This is a genomic window from Pseudobutyrivibrio sp. MD2005, assembly GCF_000621865.1.
Classification (GTDB): Bacteria; Bacillota; Clostridia; order Lachnospirales; family Lachnospiraceae; genus Pseudobutyrivibrio.
Genome location: NZ_JHXE01000015.1, coordinates 92,783 through 117,015 on the forward strand (window position 1 = coordinate 92,783; position 24,233 = coordinate 117,015).

At 40.0% G+C, this 24,233-nt stretch carries 17 protein-coding genes, 2 pseudogenes, 1 riboswitch and 1 other annotated feature; of the genes and pseudogenes, 15 read left to right on the forward strand and 4 right to left on the reverse strand.

What is annotated here, in order from left to right; translation table 11 throughout:
* Positions 1–48 precede the first annotated feature (48 nt).
* On the forward strand, positions 49–1,269 hold the full coding sequence (gene ftsZ / locus T498_RS15180; RefSeq protein ID WP_036978026.1) for a cell division protein FtsZ: 1,221 nt from the start codon (positions 49–51) through the stop codon (positions 1,267–1,269).
* Positions 1,270–1,328: 59 nt separating this feature from the next.
* On the opposite strand, the gene T498_RS0106935 is transcribed toward ftsZ, so the two are convergent.
* The gene (locus T498_RS0106935) at positions 1,329–2,063 is read right to left on the reverse strand and encodes a potassium channel family protein (protein ID WP_028235282.1); all 735 of its coding nucleotides are present in this window, start codon (positions 2,061–2,063) and stop codon (positions 1,329–1,331) included.
* A complete protein-coding gene (locus tag T498_RS16725) occupies positions 2,063–2,221 on the reverse strand; it encodes a hypothetical protein (RefSeq protein ID WP_155951031.1) in 159 nt (52 codons plus the stop codon). The genes T498_RS0106935 and T498_RS16725 overlap by 1 nt, the downstream gene beginning before the upstream one ends.
* Before the next feature lie 759 nt (positions 2,222–2,980).
* Positions 2,981–3,226: a binding site (T-box leader), on the forward strand.
* A gap of 77 nt (positions 3,227–3,303) precedes the next feature.
* Here T498_RS16725 and trpD point away from each other — a divergent pair.
* The 8 genes and pseudogenes from trpD (at position 3,304) to T498_RS0106975 (ending at position 11,547) form a co-directional block, all read left to right on the forward strand.
* On the forward strand, positions 3,304–4,371 hold the full coding sequence (gene trpD, locus T498_RS15185; protein WP_036978028.1) for an anthranilate phosphoribosyltransferase: 1,068 nt from the start codon (positions 3,304–3,306) through the stop codon (positions 4,369–4,371).
* A 9-nt stretch (positions 4,372–4,380) separates the two neighbouring features.
* The gene (gene trpC / locus T498_RS0106950; RefSeq protein WP_028235283.1) at positions 4,381–5,169 is read left to right on the forward strand and encodes an indole-3-glycerol phosphate synthase TrpC; all 789 of its coding nucleotides are present in this window, start codon (positions 4,381–4,383) and stop codon (positions 5,167–5,169) included.
* A pseudogene (locus T498_RS17225) lies at positions 5,162–5,683 on the forward strand (phosphoribosylanthranilate isomerase); the annotation flags it as partial. The gene trpC and the pseudogene T498_RS17225, both read left to right, overlap by 8 nt.
* An 81-nt stretch (positions 5,684–5,764) precedes the next feature.
* Positions 5,765–6,955, forward strand: coding sequence for a tryptophan synthase subunit beta (trpB, locus tag T498_RS0106955; RefSeq protein ID WP_028235284.1), 1,191 nt, complete (start codon positions 5,765–5,767; stop codon positions 6,953–6,955).
* A complete protein-coding gene (gene trpA / locus T498_RS0106960; protein WP_028235285.1) occupies positions 6,948–7,724 on the forward strand; it encodes a tryptophan synthase subunit alpha in 777 nt (258 codons plus the stop codon). Before trpB ends, trpA begins: the two co-directional genes overlap by 8 nt.
* A complete protein-coding gene (gene trpE, locus T498_RS0106965) occupies positions 7,714–9,240 on the forward strand; it encodes an anthranilate synthase component I (protein WP_028235286.1) in 1,527 nt (508 codons plus the stop codon). The genes trpA and trpE overlap by 11 nt, the downstream gene beginning before the upstream one ends.
* Complete coding sequence (locus tag T498_RS0106970) at positions 9,241–9,801, forward strand: anthranilate synthase component II (RefSeq protein ID WP_028235287.1); 561 nt, start codon at positions 9,241–9,243, stop codon at positions 9,799–9,801.
* Between the two features lie 741 nt (positions 9,802–10,542).
* A complete protein-coding gene (locus T498_RS0106975; protein WP_028235288.1) occupies positions 10,543–11,547 on the forward strand; it encodes an asparaginase in 1,005 nt (334 codons plus the stop codon).
* On the opposite strand, the gene T498_RS0106980 is transcribed toward T498_RS0106975, so the two are convergent.
* Complete coding sequence (locus T498_RS0106980) at positions 11,544–12,401, reverse strand: patatin-like phospholipase family protein (RefSeq protein WP_028235289.1); 858 nt, start codon at positions 12,399–12,401, stop codon at positions 11,544–11,546. The two genes, T498_RS0106975 and T498_RS0106980, sit on opposite strands and share 4 nt — an antisense overlap.
* Before the next feature lie 24 nt (positions 12,402–12,425).
* Complete coding sequence (locus T498_RS0106985; RefSeq protein ID WP_028235290.1) at positions 12,426–12,803, reverse strand: thioesterase family protein; 378 nt, start codon at positions 12,801–12,803, stop codon at positions 12,426–12,428.
* A 113-nt stretch (positions 12,804–12,916) separates the two neighbouring features.
* Between T498_RS0106985 and argS the strand changes: the two genes are divergently transcribed.
* The 6 genes and pseudogenes from argS to T498_RS0107015 all read left to right on the forward strand — a co-directional run.
* Complete coding sequence (argS, locus tag T498_RS0106990; protein ID WP_028235291.1) at positions 12,917–14,677, forward strand: arginine--tRNA ligase; 1,761 nt, start codon at positions 12,917–12,919, stop codon at positions 14,675–14,677.
* Entirely contained in the window at positions 14,677–15,999 is a 1,323-nt protein-coding gene (locus T498_RS0106995) for an RsmF rRNA methyltransferase first C-terminal domain-containing protein (protein ID WP_028235292.1), read from the forward strand. The genes argS and T498_RS0106995 overlap by 1 nt, the downstream gene beginning before the upstream one ends.
* Positions 15,989–16,855 carry a YitT family protein gene (locus tag T498_RS0107000; protein WP_036978031.1) on the forward strand — a complete coding sequence of 289 codons (867 nt, stop codon included), beginning with the start codon at positions 15,989–15,991 and terminating at the stop codon, positions 16,853–16,855. Before T498_RS0106995 ends, T498_RS0107000 begins: the two co-directional genes overlap by 11 nt.
* Positions 16,855–19,425, forward strand: coding sequence for a translation factor GTPase family protein (locus T498_RS15190; protein WP_036978033.1), 2,571 nt, complete (start codon positions 16,855–16,857; stop codon positions 19,423–19,425). The genes T498_RS0107000 and T498_RS15190 overlap by 1 nt, the downstream gene beginning before the upstream one ends.
* A gap of 736 nt (positions 19,426–20,161) precedes the next feature.
* Positions 20,162–22,321, forward strand: coding sequence for an EAL domain-containing protein (locus T498_RS15195; protein WP_051524650.1), 2,160 nt, complete (start codon positions 20,162–20,164; stop codon positions 22,319–22,321).
* Between the two features lie 48 nt (positions 22,322–22,369).
* Positions 22,370–22,560, forward strand: a riboswitch (cobalamin riboswitch).
* A gap of 141 nt (positions 22,561–22,701) precedes the next feature.
* Positions 22,702–23,892, forward strand: a pseudogene (locus tag T498_RS0107015) (sirohydrochlorin cobaltochelatase); the annotation flags it as partial.
* Positions 23,893–24,233 lie beyond the last annotated feature (341 nt).

Here is a 24,233-nt window from a genome sequence, read left to right on the forward strand (position 1 = left end):
GAGATTTTGCAACCTCCCGTAGAGGTTTGATAAAAGGAGGATATCGTTTTGATTAACATTACGACTGACGAGACAGGGGCTCCTGTCAGAATCATTGTTGTCGGTGTCGGCGGAGCTGGTAACAATGCAGTAAAGCGTATGGTTGAAGAGGGTATTGGGGGAGTTGAGTTCATTGGAATCAACACTGATAAGCAGGCACTTGATTTATGCAAGGCGCCTACTCTTTTAGCTATAGGTGAAAAGACTACAGGTGGAAAGGGTGCTGGAGCTAATCCAGAAGTTGGCATGAAGTCAGCAGAGGAAAGCGCAGAGGACATTTCAGCTGCTATTAAGGGCGCTGATATGGTATTCATCACTTGTGGTATGGGTGGTGGCACAGGTACAGGTGCTGCACCAGTTGTTGCGCGTATTGCGAAGGAACAGGGTATTCTTACTGTAGGTATAGTTACAAAGCCTTTCCAGTTCGAAGGAAAGCCACGTATGAACAATGCTCTTAACGGCATTGAAAGATTAAAAGAAAGTGTAGATACACTTATCGTTATCCCTAACCAGAAGCTTGTTGAAATTTGCAACAAGTCTATGGGTATTGGTGAAAGCTTTAGAATGGCTGATGGTGTTCTTCACCAGGCAGTTCAGGGTATCACAGATCTTATCACTAAGAATTCACTTATCAACCTTGACTTTGCTGATGTTCAGACAGTCATGAAGGATAAGGGTCTTGCTCATGTTGGTATTGGATCTGCTAAGGGTGATGAGAAAGCTCTTGAGGCTGTTAAGGCAGCTGTTGCTTCTCCACTTCTTGAGACAAGCATCCAGGGTGCTTCAGATGTTATCGTTAACATCTGTGGTGATGTTGGACTTAACGATGCTAACGAAGCTACATCTTACGTACAGGATATGACAGGCGCTGATGCTAACATTATCCTTGGTATCACTGTTGATGAGTCTATGGACGACGAAGTATCTGTTACAGTTATTGCAACAGGTCTTGGTGAGCCAGCTCCAGCAGGAAGCTTCCGCAGCACAACTGGTATGGTATATAACACACAGCCTAGACAGTCTAGCGCTGATCTTCTTGGCAGCATGAACAGAGCAGCAGCTCCAGCTAGCCAGTCTGCAGTTACAAATACACAGCCAGTTATTAACCGCACAGTTACACCAGCTCCAACTCCAGTTCAGCGTCCAGCTGCTCCTACAATTCCTACTGAGAGCACAGTACCTGAGCTAAATATCAAAATGCCAGACTTTATGAACTCAATCAAGAAATAATAAAATGAAATTAAAAGCACCGCGATGAGCGGTGCTTTTTTAGGTCTTTTATTTGACGATTATAATTCATATTTTGATTTCTTCTTGGTAATCTCTGCCATATAAGCGGCTGTTATAATACCTGTTGGAAGTGCGATAACAGCCATACCGACAAGGGCTGAAACCATGGTAATCAGACGACCTATAGGAGTGACTGGAGATATATCACCATAGCCAATGGTTGTGATGGAAATTGTTGCCCAATAAACTGCGTCAAAGAAAGAATTGAAAAGTGTAGGCTCTAGCTGGAAGATAAGCATGGCTGATACAAAAATGTACACGATAATCAAAAGCAGTACGGCAAGCAACTGTGACTTTACCTTGCGCACAACATTTGCAATAATGACCATCGTTTTTGAATATCTAATTAGTTTCAAAACGCGAAACACACGAAATAGTCTAAATAGCGAGATAACAGTCACAGGGAAAAAGATATATAAAACAGGTAGAACTGAGAGCAAGTCAAATATTGCCAGTGGAGTGAAAACGTATGCAATATATGCCTTGTAGCTTTTGTAACCCATTTTATAATCGGCTGTATATACTCGTGCAAAATAATCGATAATAAACAATACACTAACAGATAAATCAATGAGCAGGGTATAAATATTGCTGCCTTTCATAGTAAGTGGAACTAAACCTACAATAATGGCAACAGTCATTAGTTTATCGTAGGCGCGGCTAGAACGGTCTCCGATGCTTGAGACCTCTAATACTTCGTATATTCGTCTTTTAAAATCGTAATCATTATTCATTAGAAGTTCCCCTTAATAAATGCGATAATACCTAATACAATAAGACAAAAAGATAAAATATTACATATAACTACAAATATTCGTGCCTGCTTGGTTTTATCATCAAAAATTAAGCCATCGTCAGTAATTAATTTGCTGTTTAAATCTTTATTACCCATAGAAATACCTCGTAAACATATATCTGTTGACATAATATCATCTTATTGTGAAAATTTTTTGTTACAATTCGCAGTATTTTAAGGCCTTGCCCCCACGTGCTGCCCGCCGGTTCACACACAGGGGCATTGCATGAATATTGCGTTTTTCTAATGGGCCATTTATGCATCTTTATTTACATGTGTCTTTTGCAGGCCTGTACAGTTTGAAAAAATGTATGTAAGGGGCGAACACCATGAGCTTTGTGGAATATATTTTAAATAATTTTTGTAGGTAGCTTAGGCGATTTTGAAATGCGCTTAGAAAAATAGAAACAGGTTTTGCAATATATAGGTATGCGCCGCTACGGATGGCGGCGCAAGTGCGTAAGTGACAGGACGTCACATGGAGCACGGTACCTATATATGCAAAAACTGATTCGTGCATTTTTCTTAGCAAATGTAATATGAGCCTAAGCTACCTGCAAAGATTTTTAAAATATATTTAGTAATATACTAGTGTTCGCCCCTGCCACACATTTTTTCAAACGGTTCATTCCGCAACAAGACACATGCGCGATGCATAAAATTGGCCCATAAGGAAAACAGCAATATTCGCAAAATCACCCCTGTGTGTGAACCGGCGAGCAGCACGGGGAGGGCGGGGCCTTATTGATTGGAGCGGTGAATTTTAACAAGTATAACAATTCTTTATACTTGTTGTGAAAAAAGTTGTTGACACACAATTCTGATAATGGTAATATTACTTCAACTTAATAAAGTGTTAAACCGATGAGGGAGAGGAGTACCTCTTTATGATTCCTTGGAGAGAGCCGTGATGGTGGGATACGGTAGGATAGTGATTTGGGAATGGACTCCTGAGGGCGTGAGGAAATGGATTTGTCCAGAGTATTGCACGACGTAAGGCACACGTTAGTTGCCAGGGATATGATGGTATCCTGATAAGCGCATAGGTTGTCCTATGAATTCAAGGTGGCACCGCGGATTATATGATTATTCGTCCTTGATAGAAACTGTTAATGGTTTCTATCAAGGACTTTTTTATTTGAAAAGCTGATAGAGACCCGCATCAAAGGAGAAAAAATATGATTAAAGACGCAATTGAAAAAATCGTAAACAAGGGAGATTTAAGCTTTGATGAAGCTTATTCAGTAATGAATGAGATTATGAGCGGAGAAAGCTCTCCTACACAAAATGCCGCATTTCTTGCAGCTCTTTCTACAAAAAGTGCAAGGGCAGAAACAACAGATGAAATTGCAGGTTGTGCAGCTGCCATGAGAGAACATGCTACAAAGGTTAAGACAGACATGGATGTGTTTGAAATCGTAGGAACTGGTGGTGATAACGCTCATAGCTTTAATATTTCTACAACATCAGCGCTTGTTGCTGCAGCCGGAGGAATGAAGGTTGCTAAGCATGGTAATAGAGCAGCATCTTCCCTTTGTGGAACAGCAGATTGCCTTGAAGCACTTGGTGTTGATATTAATCAAAGCCCAGAGAAATGTGTGGAGCTTTTAAAGGAAGTAGGAATGTGTTTCTTCTTTGCGCAGAAGTATCATACTTCAATGAAATATGTTGGGGCCATAAGAAAAGAACTTGGATTTAGGACAGTGTTTAATATTCTTGGACCACTTACAAATCCTGCTACACCAAGTATGCAGCTCTTGGGGGTTTATGATGAGTATTTGGTAGAGCCACTTGCTCAGGTTCTTATAAATCTTGGGGTTAAGCGTGGCATGGTTGTGTACGGAATGGATAAGCTGGATGAGATTTCACTTTCGGCTCCAACCAAGATTTGTGAGATTAAGGACGGATGGTACAAAACATACGTTATTGAGCCAGAGGACTTTGGATTTGAAAAATGTAGTAAGGAAGATTTAAAGGGCGGTACACCAGAGGAAAATGCACAGATAACAAGAGATATTTTAAGTGGTGTAAAGAATCATAAGAGAAATGCAGTTCTTTTAAATGCAGGTGCAGCTCTTTACATCGGTGGTAAAGCAGAAAGCTTTGAGAAAGGCGTTGAGCTTGCAGCTGAAATAATTGATTCAGGTAAGGCTATGGAGACACTTGAAAAATTTATTATATTGAGTAATGAGCTCACTGAATCAAAGATTGATGATATTTCTGCTGCAGTAAACGGTGCTAGTTAAGGAGAGCGTATGAACATACTTGATGAAATAGCAGAACATGCAAAACAACGGGTCGCTGAGTTAAAGAAAAATAAATCACTTGAAGAAATAAAAGAAGAGGCTTTTAATCTACCAAAGGGAGATTTTGAATTTGAAAAGGCACTTCGTAAAGGCGATATCGCACTTATCTGTGAGTGCAAAAAGGCTTCTCCTTCCAAAGGACTTATTGCGGAAGATTTTGATTATATTAATATTGCTAAAGAATATGAGGTGGCAGGAGCTGATTGCATATCGGTGCTTACAGAGCCTAAATGGTTTTTAGGGAAAGATGAGTACTTAAAAGATATCGCAAATACGGTAGATGTGCCTTGTCTTAGAAAAGACTTCACAGTAGATGAATACATGATATATGAAGCAAAAATACTGGGAGCGAAAGCGGTTCTGCTGATATGTTCTATCCTAACTAAAGAGCAGATAAGAGAATACATAGAAATCTGCGATAAGCTTGGAATTAGTGCTATTGTGGAATCCCATGATGAGACAGAAGTAAAGATGGCAATAGCAGCAAATGCAAGAATAATTGGAGTAAACAATCGAAATCTTAAAGATTTTTCGGTGGATACAGAAAACAGTAAGAGGCTTCGTAAATTGATTCCAGAAGATGTAATTTTCGTATCTGAGAGCGGTATTAAAAATAGAGAAGATATAAAGGCGCTTGAGGATGCTAGAGTGGATGCAGTATTGATTGGTGAAACACTTATGAGAGCAGATGATAAAAAGGCAATGGTAGATGAATTAAGGGGGACTAAAAATGACTAATATAAAGCTATGTGGATTGACAAGAGAAGAGGACATCAAAAATGCAAATGAGCTGAAGCCTGAATATGTTGGTTTTGTTTTTTATAACAAAAGCAGACGTAGTGTTACAAAGGCTCAGGCTAAAAAACTTAAGAGTCTACTAAACCCTGAAATCAAGGCCGTAGGTGTTTTTGTAGATGCAGATACTTCTGAGGTAGAAGAGTTATTTGAAGAAAATATCATTGATGTGGCTCAGCTTCACGGCAATGAAGATGAAAACTATATAAAGGAGCTTATGGATAATAATATTCCTGTAATCAAAACCTTTAAAGCTAATTCCCCAGAGGAAATTATAAAGGCTGAAAAGTCTAGTGCGGATATGATTATGTTTGATGCAGGAAATGGGGAGGGAGTTCAGATAAAGGATTTAAAGCTTCTTACATATATTGACAGACCATTTATTTTAGCAGGCGGACTTAATCAGGAAAATGTGGTAAGTGCAATAGAAATCACAAAGCCATACGGCGTAGATGTAAGCACAGGAATAGAAACAGATAAATTAAAAGACGGATACAAAATGAAGCAATTCGTAAAAGCGGTACGAGAGGATAAGCAAATGACAGGAAGTAAAGGTAGATTTGGTGTTCATGGAGGACAATATATACCAGAGACTTTGATGAATGCAGTTATAGAGCTTGAAGAAGCTTATAACCATTATAAAGATGATCCAGAGTTTAATAGAGAGCTTACAGATTTGCTTAACAATTATGCAGGTCGTCCAAGCCTTCTTTACTATGCAAAGAAGATGACAGAGGATTTGGGTGGAGCAAAAATCTATCTGAAAAGAGAAGACTTAAATCACACTGGATCTCACAAAATCAATAATGTGTTGGGACAGGCTCTTCTAGCAAAAAAGATGGGAAAGACAAGACTTATAGCTGAAACAGGTGCAGGCCAGCACGGTGTTGCTACTGCTACAGCAGCAGCTTTACTTGGAATGGAATGTGTTGTGTTTATGGGCAAGGAGGACACTGAAAGACAGGCATTAAATGTTTATAGAATGAGACTCCTGGGGGCAGAGGTAATTCCAGTCACATCTGGTACAGCCACACTTAAGGATGCGGTTTCAGAAGCTATGAGAGAATGGACTACAAGAATTGATGACACTCATTATTGCTTAGGCTCTGTAATGGGACCACATCCATTCCCAACCATAGTTAGAGATTTCCAGGCTGTTATTTCTAAGGAGAGCAGGGCTCAAATTTTGGAAGCAGAGGGTAAGCTTCCTGATGCTGTAATAGCTTGCGTAGGCGGTGGAAGTAATGCTATAGGAAGCTTTTATCACTACATAAATGATGAGGGAGTAAGACTGATAGGCTGTGAAGCAGCAGGTAGAGGCATTGATACATTTGAAACAGCTGCCACAGTTAACACTGGTAAAATTGGAATTTTCCATGGAATGAAGTCATATTTTTGTCAGGATGAGTATGGTCAAATTGCACCTGTATACTCAATATCTGCCGGCTTAGATTATCCAGGTGTTGGTCCAGAGCATGCATATCTTCACGATATCGGTAGAGCAGAATATGTTCCTGTAACAGATGATGAGGCTGTTGATGCATTTGAATATATCGCAAAAACAGAAGGCATTATTGCAGCTATAGAATCAAGTCACGCTATCGCATATGCGAAGAAGTTGGCGCCTACAATGAAGAAGGATCAGGTAATAATCGTGACAGTATCAGGCAGAGGTGATAAGGATTGTGCAGCAATCGCACGTTATAGAGGGGAGGATATCCATGAGTAAGATTTCAGAGGCATTTAAGAATAAAAAGGCATTTATACCATTTGTTACATGCGGTGATCCAGACTTAGAGACAACAAAGAAAATAGTTATTGAACTGGAGAAAAATGGTGCAGATTTGGTAGAGCTTGGAATACCGTTTTCCGATCCTACAGCAGAAGGCCCTGTAATTCAAGGGGCAAATATCAGAGCACTTTCAAATGGAATTACCACTGACGATATTTTTGCCATGGTACAGGATTTAAGAAATACTGTACATATTCCACTTGTGTTTATGACATACGCAAATGTAGTGTTCTCCTACGGTATGGAAAGATTCTTTGAAAACTGCAAGACAGTTGGAATCGACGGAATAATACTTCCAGATGTACCTTTTGAAGAAAAGGAAGAGTTTGAAAGTGTAGCAAGTGAATACGGAATTGATTTCATATCAATGATTGCACCTACATCAGAAGACAGAATAGATAAGATTGCATTAAATGCCCAAGGCTTTATCTACATAGTATCAAGCCTTGGGGTTACAGGAACCAGAAATGAAATTACAAGTGATATTAAAGCAGTAGTTGAAAGAGTACGAAAGAATACAGATGTGCCATGTGCCGTAGGTTTTGGTATTTCGACTCCAGAACAGGCTGCAAAGATGGCCGAAGTAGCAGACGGTGCAATCATGGGTTCTGCAATAGTAAAGGTTGTAGAAAAATACAAAGGTGACGCACCAAAATATGTAGGAGAACTGACAAAGAGCATAAAGGAGGCTTACCATGCATCCTAGTTTAGATGAGGTAAGAAAGATTGCAGCCACAGGCAAGTACAAAAGAATTCCTGTAATGATGGAAATGCTTTCGGATAGTTTTACACCTATCGAGGTAATGCGAATTATTAGAAACGCCAGCCATCAGTGTTATTTACTAGAAAGTGCCAGCCAAACTGAAACCTGGGGCCGATACACCTTTCTAGGATACAATCCAAACATAGAGGTAACCTGTCAGGATGGAAATCTATCCGTAAAGAAAAATGATGGACTTAGCAAAACTCTCATAGAAGAGCGCAGGGTTTCTCATCCTAACGATACTTTAAGAGAGATACTTGCAAAGTATAAGTCACCATGCTTAGAAGGATTCCCAACCTTTACAGGTGGATTGGTCGGCTATTTTTCATATGATTATATCAAGTATGCTGAGCCTAAGCTTGGATTGAAATGTGACCCTGAAGATGATTTCAAAGATATGGATTTAATGCTTTTTAATGATGTTATTGCATTTGATAATTTCAGGCAGAAAATCTATTTGATTACAGGGATTTTACTTGAAGAATCAAAGGAACACTTAGATGATTTCACGGAAGAGTTTGACATGCTTGAAATAAGCTATGAGAAGGTTTTAAAAAGGCTCCTTGAAATGAAATATCTGCTTCAAAATGGTAGCAAAAAGAATTTTGAACCAATACACCTAAAGTCGGAAATTACACCTAAGTTTTCAAAGGAAGAATATGGCCAGATGGTAGAAAAGGCCAAAAACTATATAAAAGAGGGCGACATCTTTCAGGTTGTTCTTTCTAATCCGCTTAAAGCAAAGGCCTCTGGTAGCTTATTTGATACCTACAGGCTACTCAGAGCAAACAATCCATCGCCTTATATGTTTTATTTCTCAAGCTCTGATATAGAGATAGCAGGAGCATCGCCTGAAACTCTTGTTAAGGTTGAAAACGGAAAGGTAAGCACCTTTCCACTTGCAGGTACAAGGCCGCGAGGCTTCAATGCCGAAAATGACAAAGCCCTTGAGAAGGAACTTTTGGCAGACGAAAAGGAACTTGCTGAGCACAACATGCTTGTGGATCTTGGAAGAAACGACATTGGAAAAATAAGCAAAATTGGAACTGTAAATGTGGAAAAGTACATGGAGATAGAGCGGTACTCTCATGTAATGCACATAGGCTCTACAGTAGTTGGCGAACTTGCAGATAACAAGGATGCCAGTGATGCAATAGACGCAATCCTACCAGCAGGCACCTTATCAGGTGCTCCAAAATTTAGAGCCTGCCAAATCATTGAAGAGCTTGAACAAAGCAAACGTGGCATCTACGGAGGTGCAATAGGATATCTTGATTTCACAGGAAATCTGGATGTAAGCATTGCCATCAGACTGGTATACAAAAAGGATGATGTTATCTGCATCCGCTCTGGTGCAGGAATCGTCTATGACTCAATTCCGGAAAAGGAAGCAGAAGAGTGCCTCAACAAAGCAAAAGCAGTTGTAAATGCAGTAAAAGAGGCCGAGGGAGGATTATAATTGATTTTACTCATAGATAATTACGATAGCTTTTCCTACAACTTATACCAATTAATCGGAAAAATAAATCCAGACATAAAGGTAGTAAGAAATGATGAGCTTCGTATATGCGATATAGAAAAACTGGCTCCTAGCCACATAATCATTTCACCTGGTCCGGGTCGTCCAATAGACGCCGGCATTTGCGAAGACGTCATTGCACATTTCAAAGGAAAAATACCAATCCTCGGAGTATGCTTAGGTCATCAAGCCATATGCGAAACCTTTGGCGCAGAAATCACCTACGCCAAGGAACTTATGCATGGCAAACAATCCGTGGTATCAATTGATACCACCGCCAAACTATTTGAAGGTCTGCCAGACCATATCAGTGTTGCCAGATACCATTCACTGGCAGCCAATCCCGGCAAATTGCCAAGCAACCTAAGTGTCATCGCCACAACCACCGACGGTGAAATCATGGCCGTAAAGCACAAAGACTACGAAATCTACGGCCTCCAATTTCACCCCGAATCCATCCTCACTCCTGATGGCGAAACAATCCTTCGCAACTTTCTGTAGTCTGCGCCCGGCCCATGGCCCTGCCACGCTTCCACAAAAGCACCGGCCCTGCCCGCCCCGTCCTTAGGCTGTGACAGTTCGACATCGCCTGCGGTTTAAGATTATCTAGGTGCCAAGAGTCGCATTTTTTATTGTGCGTGTTCTTTAAATTCTTTGCAATTCGGCAGTCGCAGTATGCTAGACACAGACACACTAAAACTTATTAATGTCACCAATACAATCTTAGGAATAATTGCGTGATTTTGGAGTGAACTTAGTAAAATAAGAAACAGGTTTTATAAAGTTTATATACGGGGTGCCATGGACGGCACCCCGAGCCTGATAGTGAAACGGACTGAACTTGAAGGCGGTATATAAACTTATAAAACCTGTTTCTTTAATTTTACTTAGTGAATGGAGTATGAACGCAATTATCCTAAGCATTGTTTGGTGACTGTTAATCTAGAATCACAAGTGTCTGTGTCTAGCATACAGTGACTTTGAATTGCAAAACCAATTAAAGGACACGCACTTAATGCTCCCTTTTGGCACCAAGATAATCTAAAAACCTTGCGAAATTGTCTCCATGGCACAAGCCTGAGGGCGAGGCGGGCAGGGCCGGCGCAAACAAATACTGGCGGGGCCAGGGGCCGGGCGTGAGGAGTGTGAAGCACGGAGGATTGTTTGAATAGTAAATCTGGATTTTATTATTGGAGTTGGAGTATAATTGGGAGGTAAAATGCTAGAACATGGAGAGAGACATTGAGTAAGACATTGTTAATTATTAATACGGGGGGAACTTTATCTTCGGTTATGAAGGAGAGCGGATTGGCTCCGGGACTTTCTACACATGATATGAAGAAGGAGCTTCATATTGTGTCGGGAGATATTAATTTTGAGATTGAAGATTTTTGCGCCCTTGATAGTGCCAATATTTTTCCGGAAGACTGGAGTAAGTTGGCACTGCATATCAGCGAGCTTAGGAATCAGTATGATGGTATAGTGGTTATTCATGGAACGGATACACTTGCCTATACGTCGTCTATGCTTTCGTATATGTTGCAGAATATTAATATTCCTGTGGTGATTACGGGATCGCAGCTTTCTATTACAAATCCTGTGGCTGATGCTATGGAGAATCTTAGATGTGCAATTCATATGGCGGCAAGCGGTAGAGCTGGTGTTTTTGTTGCCTTTAATCGAAAGGTTATGCTGGGGTGTAGAGCGTCTAAGGTTAGATCCTTAAGCTTTGATGCATTTGAGAGTATTAATTATCCTAATGTGGCGGAGATTAGTTCGCTGGGGATGAAAATCGATGATAGCACAATTCCTGTCAGGAATGGAGTTTTCCATTTGGAAAATGCATTTTCCTCTGAGGTGTGCATGATTAAGATGTTTCCTGGGATTCATAGAAGCTTGATAGAATCTATTGCGGCTCAAGGGTATAAGGGGCTTTATATCGAAGCCTTTGGAATTGGTGGCATGCCATTTGTAAAGCATGATTTCATTAGCACAATTGAGAAGGTTGTCAATGATGGTATGACTGTTGTTGTTGGTACACAGTGTAGATACGAAGGTTCTAAGATGGATGTGTATGAGACTGGTAGAAGAGCACTTGAAAGCGGTGTGCTGCAAGCCCATGATATGACTAGTGAGGCGGCACTTACAAAGCTTATGTGGATTTTAGGAAAGACTGACAACCCAGCTGAAATAAAGGATTATTTTGCTTTAAATATAGCTGGAGAAGTCAGCAATAATACATTTTAGGCTAAGTATTTTTTTAGAGCGGGAAGATTTGCAATAGCGGCATTTCTTCCTAAATCGTAAACACGTTGGAGCTCATTTGGATTTTTTTCGATGGCACCAATATTAAGGGAAGAGGTTGGACGAATGACAAAGATTTCGCCGGCTTCTTCCTGTTTTTTTACATAGGCTTTTTGCGAGTTGTACATTATGTGTCGATTTTCCATGGTGTCCACCATTCTAGGAAATTTTCTAAGTACAAGCTTTATTAGCCATAATAGCGAAAATGGCTTTTTGACATAGTCCTCTGGTTGAGTTTCGATAACAAGGATTCGGTCACAGTTTTGCTTTTCCATAAATCTGATAGGGATGGAATCTGACATGCCACCATCAAGATATAGGTTGCCGTCGATGTCTACAGGCTTTGAAACAACAGGCATAGAAGCTGATGCACGAATCCAATTGATATCTATACCATCGGGGGTGGCATCGTAGCTGTCACATTTGTGATAGACAGGACCACCTGTAGATAGGTCTGTGGCGACACAATAGAAATCCATTGGATTAGAATAGAAGGTGTCTATATCCCATTTGTCCAGCTCGTATGGAAGAGTGCCGTAGCAAAATGGAACATTATAAATATCACCTGTTTTGACGAGAGATTTAACGCTGGCGTAGCGTTTGTCGTTGCAGTATTTTTTGTTGTATCTGAGGCCACGACCAATTTGCTTTGATTTTATGTTGCAGCCAAAGGTTGCACCAGCTGATACGCCTACAGCCACATCAAAATCAATATTGTTCTCCATTAAAACGTCAATTACGCCGCAGGTGAACATGCCACGCATGGCGCCACCTTCCATTACAAGTCCTTTTCGCATTTTATATCTCCAATTACCTAAAACTTAAGAGTTGGCTTTAGCCATAAACTTTTCATTATTAATAATGAATCTTTCGTGTGTGCCCATTCCAACCATACCGCTTTCGTCTGAACATACAACCTCGAAAGTGAGCTTACGTCCGTCGATAGCAATTACAGTTGCTTCGCACATAACTGTTTTACCGATTGCTGATGGAGCTACATGGCTGACATCGATTTTGGTGCCTACAGTGCCTAAGCCTTCTTCAAGCTCTGGCTGAACCATTTTCCAGCATGTTTCTTCCATGAGCGCAATCATCGCAGGTGTAGCAAATACATCTAAAGCTCCGCTGGTGAATGCTTTAGCAGTATTGTCAATTGTAACAACGGTTTCAGCGTTGCCTTTCATTCCAATTTCTAACATAATCTGGCTTCTCCTCGTTCTTAAATATAATTGTATATTAGCCATTTTTGTGCTATAATTCAACACCGTGAGTTCGTAAATCTCCACATTAAAATAAAACTAAGGAGGACGAAATGAAAGAAATTCTTCAGCTTATTAAGGATGTTGTAGTAGATGGCTTTAAGTCTGCTGGTTACGACGAGAAATACGGAATGGTTACTTTATCAAACCGTCCAGATTTATGTCAGTTCCAGTGTAATGGAGCAATGGCTGCAGCAAAAGAATATAAGAAAGCACCTATAGCTATCGCAAACGAAGTTGTAGAAAAGCTTGCAGATAATTCAATGTTTTCTAAATGCGAGGCATGTCCTCCAGGATTCATTAATATAAATCTTTCAGATGAGTTTATAGCTGATTTTGTTTCTAAGATGGCAGAAGATAGCGAGAGATTTGGAGTAGAAAAAGTAGCAACACCTAAGAAGGTCATGATTGATTACGGCGGACCTAATGTTGCAAAACCACTTCATGTTGGACATCTTCGCTCAGCTATTATCGGAGAGTCAATCAAGCGTACTGCCAGATTTATGGGAGACGAGGTTATCGGTGATGTGCATCTTGGAGACTGGGGTCTTCAGATGGGACTTATCATTACAGAGCTTAAGCTCAGAAAGCCAGAGCTTTGCTATTTTGATGAGGCTTTTGATGGTGAGTATCCTGCAGAGCCACCATTTACAATTTCAGAGCTAGAGGAGATTTATCCTTGTGCTTCTGGAAAGTCAAAGGAAGATCCAGCCTATAAGGAAGCAGCCATGACTGCTACATATGAGCTTCAGCACGGAAGAAAAGGCTATCAGGCACTTCTTTCACACATTCTTAATGTTTCAGTTAATGATCTTAAGAGAAACTACGAGAAGCTTGATGTTACATTTGATTTATGGAAGGGCGAAAGCGATGCTCAGCCTTACATCCCTGATATGGTTCAGAAGATGAAGGATGATGGCTTTGCTTATATCTCTGAGGGAGCTCTTGTTGTAGACGTTAAGGAGGAGACAGATACAAAAGAAGTTCCTCCATGTATGATTCTTAAGTCTGATGGTGCTTCACTTTACAACACTACAGATCTTGCTACACTTGTATGGCGTATGAAGGATTACAATCCAGATTCAGTTATCTATGTAGTTGATAAGCGCCAGGAGCTTTACTTTACACAGGTATTCCGCTGTGCTAAAAAGACAGGTATCGTTCCAGCAGATAAGAACCTTTACTTCGTTGGTTTCGGTACAATGAATGGCAAGGATGGCAAGCCATTTAAGACACGTCAGGGTGGCGTTATGCGTCTTGAGTACCTTCTACAGGAAGTAGAAGAAAAGATGCTTGAGAAGATTAAAGAGAATGGTACAATGAATGATGAGGAGGCTGAAAAGACAGCTCAGGTAGTTGGATTATCAGCAATCAAATATGGAGACCTTTCAAATCAGGCTTCTAAGGATTACATTTTTGATATAGACAGATTTACTTCAGCAGAAGGAAACACAGGTCCATATATCCTCTATACAATTGTTAGATGTAAGTCAATTCTCGCTAAGGCAGGTGAGGTAAGCCTTAATGGGGCTATCCTTCCAGCACATTCTGAGTCAGAGAGAGCTTTACAGCTTGAGCTTACTAAGTTTATGGCAGCACTTACTTCAGCATATGAAGATATGGCACCACACAAGATTTGCGCATACATTTATGATTTGGCAAATGCATTTAACAAGTTCTATCACGATACTAAGATACTTGCAGAAGAGGACGAGGCTGTTAAGGCCAGCTATCTAAAGCTCTTATGGCTTACACGTAGCGTTCTTGAAAAGTCTATCGATCTTCTTGGTTTTAAGGCACCGGAGCGTATGTAATGGGTGATAATACTTTTTTACCAATTGATTTTATTAATCGCATGGAGCAGGACTTGGGTCCTGACTTCCATGCGTTTTTGCGTTCATATGATGAAAATAAAATATCGGCTTTACGAATTAATCCTGTAAAGGCCAAGGAAAGCACGGTGGATGATATTTCCGATATGGTGACAACACCTGTGCCATGGAGCAAAAATGGATTTTACTACGATGATGAAACATCGCGTCCAGGCATTCATCCTTATCATGCCGCTGGTGTTTATTATATTCAGGATGCATCAGCTCAGTTGCCAGTGGAAATGCTTGCACCGCAGCCAGGAGATGTATGTCTTGATTTGTGTGCAGCACCAGGAGGTAAGTCTACTCAGATTGCAGGATATCTTATGGGCCAGGGCTTGCTTATTTCTAATGAGCCAATGAAAAACAGAGCTAAGATATTATCTGAAAATGTGGAAAGACTTGGCATTAGAAATTGTATTGTTATAAGCGAATACCCTGATAAGCTAGCTGAAAGCTTCCCAGAGTGCTTTGATAGAATTATGGTGGATGCACCTTGCTCTGGAGAGGGCATGTTTAGAAAAAATCATGAGGCATGCAATGAGTGGTCCTTAGAATCTGTTGAGATGTGCGCTGCTAGACAGGCAGAAATCCTTGATAGAGCTTATGAGATGTTGGTGCCAGGTGGCAGAATGTGTTATAGCACATGCACCTTTGCTCGATTAGAAGATGAGGAAGCCGTTGCAGCATTTATAGAACGCCATCCAGACATGAAGGTGATTGAGGAGCGTAGATTATGGCCGCATGAGGTCAAAGGCGAAGGACACTATGCTTGTCTTTTAGAAAAGGCAGCTGGAGAAAAATCTGAGCCAAACTACTACAATATAAAAAAGCCTAGTGATAAAATGTTAGTGGATTATTATTCATTTATTAAAGATACATTTAATGATTCTAAGGAATGGAAAAATAATCTTATTGTTATCAATGACTTGCTTTACAGGTTGCCTGAAAACAGCCTTGATTTTTCTGGTTTACACGTGCTTAGAGGCGGATTGTTCCTTGGTACTCTTAAGAAAAATCGTTTCGAACCAAGCCATGCATTAGCACTTGCTCTTTCTAGTGGCGAAGTGAAAAATCACGTTGATTTTTCAAAGGATAGTGAAGAGATTAAAAACTATCTTTTGGGGCAGTCACTTAGAATAGATGGCGTAAGTGATGGATGGACATTGATCACTGTAGATGGTTATTCTATCGGCTGGGGTAAGGCTGTAAAAGGTCAAATAAAAAATCATTATCCGAAGGGATTGAGAAGATATGATACATAAAATATATATGCATAAGCAGGACATATATGAATACATCATGTTTACCATTGCATCTGCAATTATGGTAATCGGCATATATTATTTTAAATTTCCAAACCACTTTTCATTTGGTGGAGTAAGTGGTATTTCTATTGTTTTGGCTAGGCTTATACCATATACACCTAGTTATATAAATTTAATCATAAATATTATACTTTTGATTCTGGGATTCGTTGTTTTTGGCAAATCTTTTGGAGTCAAAACGACATATATTACTCTTTTAGTATCATTTGGGCCAAGCATCTTAGAACGAATTCGCCCTATGGACGGCCCACTTACAACGCAGCCAGTGCTGGAGCTCATGTTTGCGATTGTATTGCCTGCATTTGCATCTGCAGTATTCTTCAATCTGGGAGCTTCAAGTGGTGGAACAGATATTGTTGCAATGATACTTAAGAAGTACACCAAAGTAGATATAGGTACAGCACTATTCTTTTCAGATGTAATGATTGTAATAATGGCATGCATTGTGTTTAATGCTGAGACAGGTTTGTTTTCACTGGTTGGCCTTTTGGCAAAGTCGCTTGTAGTTGATGAGACTATTGAAAACATCAACCTGGCTAAATACTTTACAATCATATGTAACGACCCGGATCCAATAGTGGATTTTATTACAAAGGATTTGGGAAAGGGCGCAACAGTATATAAAGCAGAAGGCGCATATGGACATAAGGAGAAGACTATCATTCTCACAATTCTTAAAAGACAGCAGGCTGTGGAGCTTAAGACTTATATCAGAAAAAATCATCCAGGTGCATTTATTGCAATTACTAATAGCAGCGAAATTATAGGTAAGGGATTTAGAGGATACAACTAATGAATATGTCATGGGGAATACTGGCACACGTAGATGCCGGTAAGACTACATTATCAGAAGCAATTTTATATAACGCTGGAGTTTTGGCGGACCTTGGTCGAGTAGACAAGGGGTCCGCCTTTTTGGATACAGATTCACAGGAAAAGGATAGAGGAATTACTATCTTTTCAAAGCCTGCAGTATTTGATTACGAAGGGCAGAAACTTACACTTTTAGATACTCCTGGACATGTAGATTTTGCAATGGAAACAGAGCGCGCAATATGGGCTCTAGATTTTGCAATCCTTTTAATCAGTGGAACAGATGGAGTGCAGGCTCATACAAAGACCTTATTCTCCCTTTTGAAAAAGAATAAGGTGCCAACAATCATATTTGTAAACAAGGCGGATATGGAGGGCTTTTCTCAGGACGGAATTATTAGCAATCTTAAGGAAAAGCTTTCTACATCATGTCACTCACATTCCAATTATGAAGACATTGCAATGGAAAATGAAGATGCAATGGAGGAGTATTTGGAGACAGATACTCTCACAGAGTATCGTATATACGATATGGTTACAGCAGGGGAATTATATCCTGTGTTCATAGGCTCAGCATTAAAGAATGATGGTGTGGATAATCTGCTTACATTTATTAAGGGTATCAGCGAATATCACGCTAATAAGACGGCATCATTAGAAGGACTGGAATTTGGTGCAAAGATATACAAGATAGAAAGCCTTGGCAAAGATACCCGCCTTACATTTGCCAAGATTTCTTCAGGAAGTATTAAGGTAAAAGACACTCTTTCTAATGGAGAAAAGATAGATCAAATCAGAATATATTCTGGTGCAAAATATACTCAGGTAGATGAAGCAAAGGCTGGAGATGTGGTGGCATTCGTAGGCCCCAAAACAACTTTTGCAGGTCAGGGATTAGGTTGCGTAGATAATCGCCCAGAGCTTAGCATCACACCAGTATTAAAATACAAGCTAGAAATTCTTGATGAAACAGTACCAAGACTTGCATATCCTAAACTGCTTGCCTTAAATGAGGAAGATTCATCATTAAATGTAACATGGAATGAATCGCTTGAAGAAATAACTTTCAATCTTATGGGAGAGGTACAGACGGAAATTCTCCTCAATAGAATTGAAAATGAACTTGGCATAAAAGCTGAATTTAAAGAAGCCGGTGTACTTTACAAGGAGACTATAAATGAAGCTGTAGAGGGAGTAGGCCACTTTGAGCCTCTCAGACATTATGCTGAAGCACACATACTGATGGAGCCGCTTGATACAGGAAGTGGAATAGAAGTGCAGCAGAAAGTGTCCACAGATGAACTAGCACTAAATTGGCAGCGACTTATAACTACACATATTTTAGAGAAGGAACACATAGGCACTGCAATAGGAGCGCCTATAACAGATATTAGATTTACTATTGTAGGAGGAAGAGCCCATGTAAAACATACTGAAGGTGGCGATTTTAGAGAAGCCACCTATAGGGCTATACGTCAGGGCTTAATGGAGGCAGGCACTACAATTCTTGAACCATACTATGACTATGAAATTACTGTACCTTCAGAGCAAATCGGAAGAGTAATGACAGACATTGAAAATATGGGAGGTAGTTTTGAAGCGCCAATGGATTCAAATGGAGAATCCATAATCACTGGCACAGCGCCAGCAGCCCAGATAAGAAACTACCAGGCATCTATCGTAACCTTTACAAAAGGGATGGGACATATATCATTGAGCAACGCTCACTACGATAAATGCAAGAATCCAGAAGCTGTAATAGCTGAGTATGAATACAATCCGGAGGCAGACATAGACAACTCGCCAGATTCAGTATTCTGTTCACATGGAGCAGGAGTCATTGTCCCATGGTATGAAGTGAAAGAAAAATGTCATGTGCCCTGCATTGAAAGTCGTATAAGCGATAATGAGATTGATGACACACCAATTAATTCCAAGCGAATGAACCACGGTGTAGATGAATGGCTCGACCCAGATGAAATTGACAATATCCTTAGACAAGCCACACACAGTAATCATGGAAAGAATCCTAAAAAAGGATGGCACTATGGTGAATCATCCAGACCTAGAAGAGTCGATTCGGACTATGTGTATCAGGCTCCAAAAGAAATAAAAGCTAAACAGAAATATCTTCTTGTAGATGGCTACAACTTGATCTACGCATGGCCAGAATTAAAAGAAGTTTTAGACGTAAATTTAGATGGAGCACGAGGCAAGCTTCTCGACATCCTCAGCAATTACAAAGCCATGACAGACTACGAAGTAATAGCCGTATTCGATGCCTACAGAGTGAAAAATTCCGAACAAAGAGCTTCTGACTATCTAAATATTCATCAGGTATTTACTGCCGAAGCTCAAACAGCCGACGCATATATTGAGCGCTTTACTCACGAACACGGCAAAAAATATGACATCACCGTAGTCACCTCCGACTACCTTGAACAAATAATCATACGCGGTGCAGGCGCTAAGCTCATATCATCTCGTGAATTTATCCAGGAAGTGGCCCGCAGGGCCGAATCCCTCCGCGAGGAATACGGAATACAATAGGCGCTGCTCGTGTATGGCTCCTGCTGTAGGCACAGCTCCTCACCCGCCCTGGCTCCTGTGGGTGATTTCGCGAAGCATTTAGATTATCTTGGTGCCAAAATGGAGCATAAAGTGTGTGTCCTTTAATTGGTTTTGCAGTTCTGCCGTCATTGTATGTACTGACGCAGACACATGTAGATTTACAAATATAGTCACCAAACAATGCTTAGGATAATTGCGCTCATACTCCGTTCACTAAGAAAAATTACGAAGCAGATTTTGAATATATATCTATCGTGCTCCATGCGACGTCCTGTCGCTTACGCACTTACGCCGCCGTCCATGGCGGCGTATAGCTATATATTTCAAAATCTGCTTCTATTTTTCTAAGTTCACTACAAATGTCACGCAATTATTCCTAAGATTGTATTGGTGACTGTTATATTACGTGTGGTGTGTCTGCGTGGTACATACTATGACGGCAGAATTGCAAAGAATTTAAAGAACACACACCATAAAAATGCGACATTGGCACCTAGATAATCTTATGCTGAAGGCGATGCCCACAGGAGCCAGGGCGGGTGAGGAGCTGTGCCTACAGCAGTACTAGTACACTGAGCAGGGCTGGGAGAAAGAAAAAAGCCTCGCGGGGATAGGTTTTAACAATATATCCATAATTATTATTTATAATGCCTATATATGGTTTTATGGGAGATAATTGATTCTAAAAATCTTAATGTTTTCGGGAGACAATCTAATGGATAGATATCAGTTTGGGGAAGAGGAAAGAGCTATACTTGAAAAATTAAACATACCTATGGCGATTTATCAGTTTATTGATAAGAGGGTGGTTACCCTGCTGGTTACTGATGGTATGTGTAATATTATGGGTATGAATCGCGAGGCAGTTATAACGCTTCTAGATAATGATATGTATCGTGATACTCATCCGGATGATAAAGCTAGAGTGGCAGATGCTGCATATAAGTTTGCGTTTGGCGGGGATAGTTTTGACTGTGTTTATAGGACATTGGCGCATGCTCTTGGAGAGTATGTAATTCTGCATTCTCATGGCGAGCACTTCTTCACATCTGATGGAACGATGCTTTCAAGCACTGTTTATATGCTTGAGGGTATGGGCGAAGATGTAGAAAACTCTTTGACGGAAAAACTGGCATCTAACTTTAAGGGGATGATGACTAAAGAGAGCCTTATAAGGGATAATTTCTATGATACTCTTACTGGCTTGCCTAATATGTCATATTTCCTTCAGCTTGCAGATGCAGGCAAGGCTGGGATAATTGAAAAAGGAAAGACACCTGGAATAATTTTCTTTGATTTGACAGGTATGAAGTTTTTCAATGAAAAATATGGATTACGTGAAGGTGATAATCTAATTGTGGCTTTTGCCATGATCCTTAAAAAGTATTTTCCTAATGAAAATTGTGGACGTATGGGTTCAGACCATTTTGCGGTTTATTCCAGTATGGAAGGAATCGAAGATATTCTGAATAAAATCTTCGAGGATATGAAGTTCGCAAATGAGGGCAAGACATTGCCTGTTCATGTAGGAATTTATTCATTGGATTTTGAAGATGTGTCGGCAAGCACTGGTTGTGATAGGGCAAAGATCGTGAGCGATAGAGAAAAGGGCGCTTATGTATCTAAGTTTGCTTATTATGATGAGAGCATTCATACAACAGCATCTCACTACGAATATGTAATTAATAATTTTGAAAAAGCTATGGAAGAGGGCTGGATACGTCCTTATTATCAGCAGATTATGCGCTCAGTCAATGGGCTTGTTTGCGATGAGGAAGCCCTTGCCAGATGGATTGATCCTGTAAAAGGTCTTATTCCACCTGATCATTTTATTTATGTGCTTGAAGATTCTAAGCTTATTCATAAGCTGGATTTGTTTATATTAGATTGCGTTCTTAGAGATTTGGAGGAAGTGGCTGAAAAGAATTTCCCTATAGTACCAGTATCTATCAATCTTTCAAAATATGATTTTGAACTATGCGATATTGTTGAGGAGATAACGAAGAGAGTGAAGGCTTCAACTATATCTACAGAGATGATTACTATAGAAATCACTGAGAGTGTTTCCAGCCTGGATGGAGATTTCGTAGCCACTCAGATTAGAAGGTTCCATGATGCAGGATTTAAAGTCTGGATGGATGATTTTGGAAGTGGATATTCTTCATTAAATATGCTTCAGAAATTCGATTTTGATCTGATCAAATTCGATATGAAGTTTATGCGAGAATTTAATATGTCAAAGCGCAACCATATTATTTTGCGAGAGCTTATTAATATGGCTACAAAGCTTGGCTTAGATACAGTTGTTGAAGGTGTTGAAACAATCGAGCAGGTTAAATTTTTGCGTGAGATTGGTTGTAGTAAAATGCAGGGATATTTCTTTGCAAAGCCTATTCCTTTAGGGGAGTGGTATGCGATTTATGGTGCTAAGGTAGGCAATAAGATAGAGAACTATGAAGAGAATGAATACTATAGTGCTATTAGTAAGATAAATGTAGTAGAGCCACTTGTTAATAAAGATTACAATTGGCAATCAGATGAATTCTTTGGACAGATTCCAACTGGAATACTTGAAATCAGAGATGATGGAATTTACATCATGAGATACAATAGGACATTCGTTGATTATGTTCTAAAAGTGGGTTATGTAGATGAGAAAGATTTAGGTAATGAACTGATTAAACAGAAGAGAATGCCTGCTCAGACATTTATGGATAAGATAAATCTGTGCACCGAGGTTAATAAATGGGAATTAATTGAAAATATGACCGAAGGCGATCTTCGTTTGAACTTGTTTGTTAGAAAATTAGGAGAGAATCCTGTTACAGGATTTAAAGCTATCGAGGTGGTTATAAGCGCGGTGCATAAGGAATGATGTGGTTTGACACAGTATATAAAATGTGGTATTTTCTTAAAGAAATTTTATAATTCATAGGATTTAGGTGCCCTAGGTTATTGTTTTTATAATGCATGGGTGAAAAGGGAATCTGGTGAGAATCCAGAACGAAGCCGTCACTGTGTTAGGGAGTGCATTTTTGTATCACTGAGTTAAATTGGGAAGAAAAGATGCATGTTGATCGAAGTCAGGAGACCTGCCTATTTCTTGTAATTTTGATTTGCGGAACTCGAATCATTATTATTATGAAGCAAAGGGAGCCTTATGACTCCTCAAGTTTTGTGATTGATTTTGAGACTGCTGTAATGGCAGTCTTTTTGTTTGACAAATCAAAAAATAAATCACATAGGAGGATTAGGATGAAAAAGAAGTTAGTTAGCAAGCTGGCCCTTTTACTAGGATTCGCATTAGTATTTTCTGCATGTGGAAACAAGGCAGAAGATAATGCTGCTCCAGCAGAAGAGACAGTGGAGACAGTTGAGGAGGTAGATGATCAAGTGGCAGCAGATAATGTAGCAGCTTTGATTGATGCAATCTACGTACAGGAACGCACTGATAAGACTGATGAGCAGTGTGCTGAAGCAAAAGAAGCATGGGATGCTCTTACAGATGCACAGAAGGAATTAGTTGAAGGTGAGTATGCAGATCCAGATTATTTTGGACGTGATACAGGCGATGCTACAAAGGATGATCCATTAAATCAGGATGATATTGGCGAGAATGAAATTCTTGTTGTAAGCTTTGGTACATCATTTAATGACAGTCGTGTAGCTGATATCGGCGGTGTTGAAAAGGCAATCGCTGCAGCATATCCAGACTGGTCAGTAAGACGTGCATTTACAGCACAGATTATTATCAATCATATTCAGGCTCGTGATAACGAGAAGATTGATAATGTGGAGCAGGCTCTTGATAGAGCTGTTTCAAACGGGGTGAAAAATTTGGTAGTACAGCCAACACATTTAATGCATGGTGCAGAATATGATGAGTTGACTGCAACAGTTGAAAAATATGCAGATAAGTTTGATTCTGTAAAGATCGCTGAGCCATTATTAGGTGAGGTAGGAGCAGATGCTAGTGCAGTAAACAACGATAAAGAAACAGTTGCAAAGGCTATTACAGCAGAGGCAGTTTCTGAGACTGAGTATGACACATTAGAGGATGCAGAGGCTGATTCAACAGCATTTGTATTTATGGGTCATGGTACAAGCCATACTGCAAAGGTTACATACAGCCAGATGCAGACACAGATGGATAAGCTTGGCTACAAGAATGTATTTATTGGTACAGTAGAAGGTGAGCCAGAGGAGACATCTGCAGAAAACATTATTGCTGCAGTAAAGGATGCTGGTTATAAGAAAGTAGTTCTTCGTCCACTTATGGTTGTTGCTGGTGATCATGCTAACAACGATATGGCAGGTGATGATGAGGATTCTTGGAAGTCACTCTTTAAAGCAGATGGTTCTTTTGAATCTGTAGAGTGCCAGATTGCTGGTCTTGGAGAGATTGCTGATGTTCAGGCTATTTATGTAGCTCATACATCAGAGGCTACAGGTGTTGAGCCAAAAGAGGCAGCAAGCACAGATGACCTCAAGGATGGCACATATCTTGCAGATTTCACAACAGATAGCAGTATGTTTCATGTAAACGAAGCACTTGATGGCAAGGGCGAGCTTACTGTAAAGAATGGCAAGATGACAATTCATGTATCACTTGTATCAAAGAAGATTGTAAACCTTTATCTAGGAACAGCAGCTGATGCTGAAAAGGATGAGGCTAATTGGTTAAAGCCTACAGAGGATGAGGTTACATATTCTGATGGAACAAAGGAAACTGTATATGGTTTTGATGTTCCTGTTGAAGCATTAGGTAAGGACTTTGATTTAGCAAT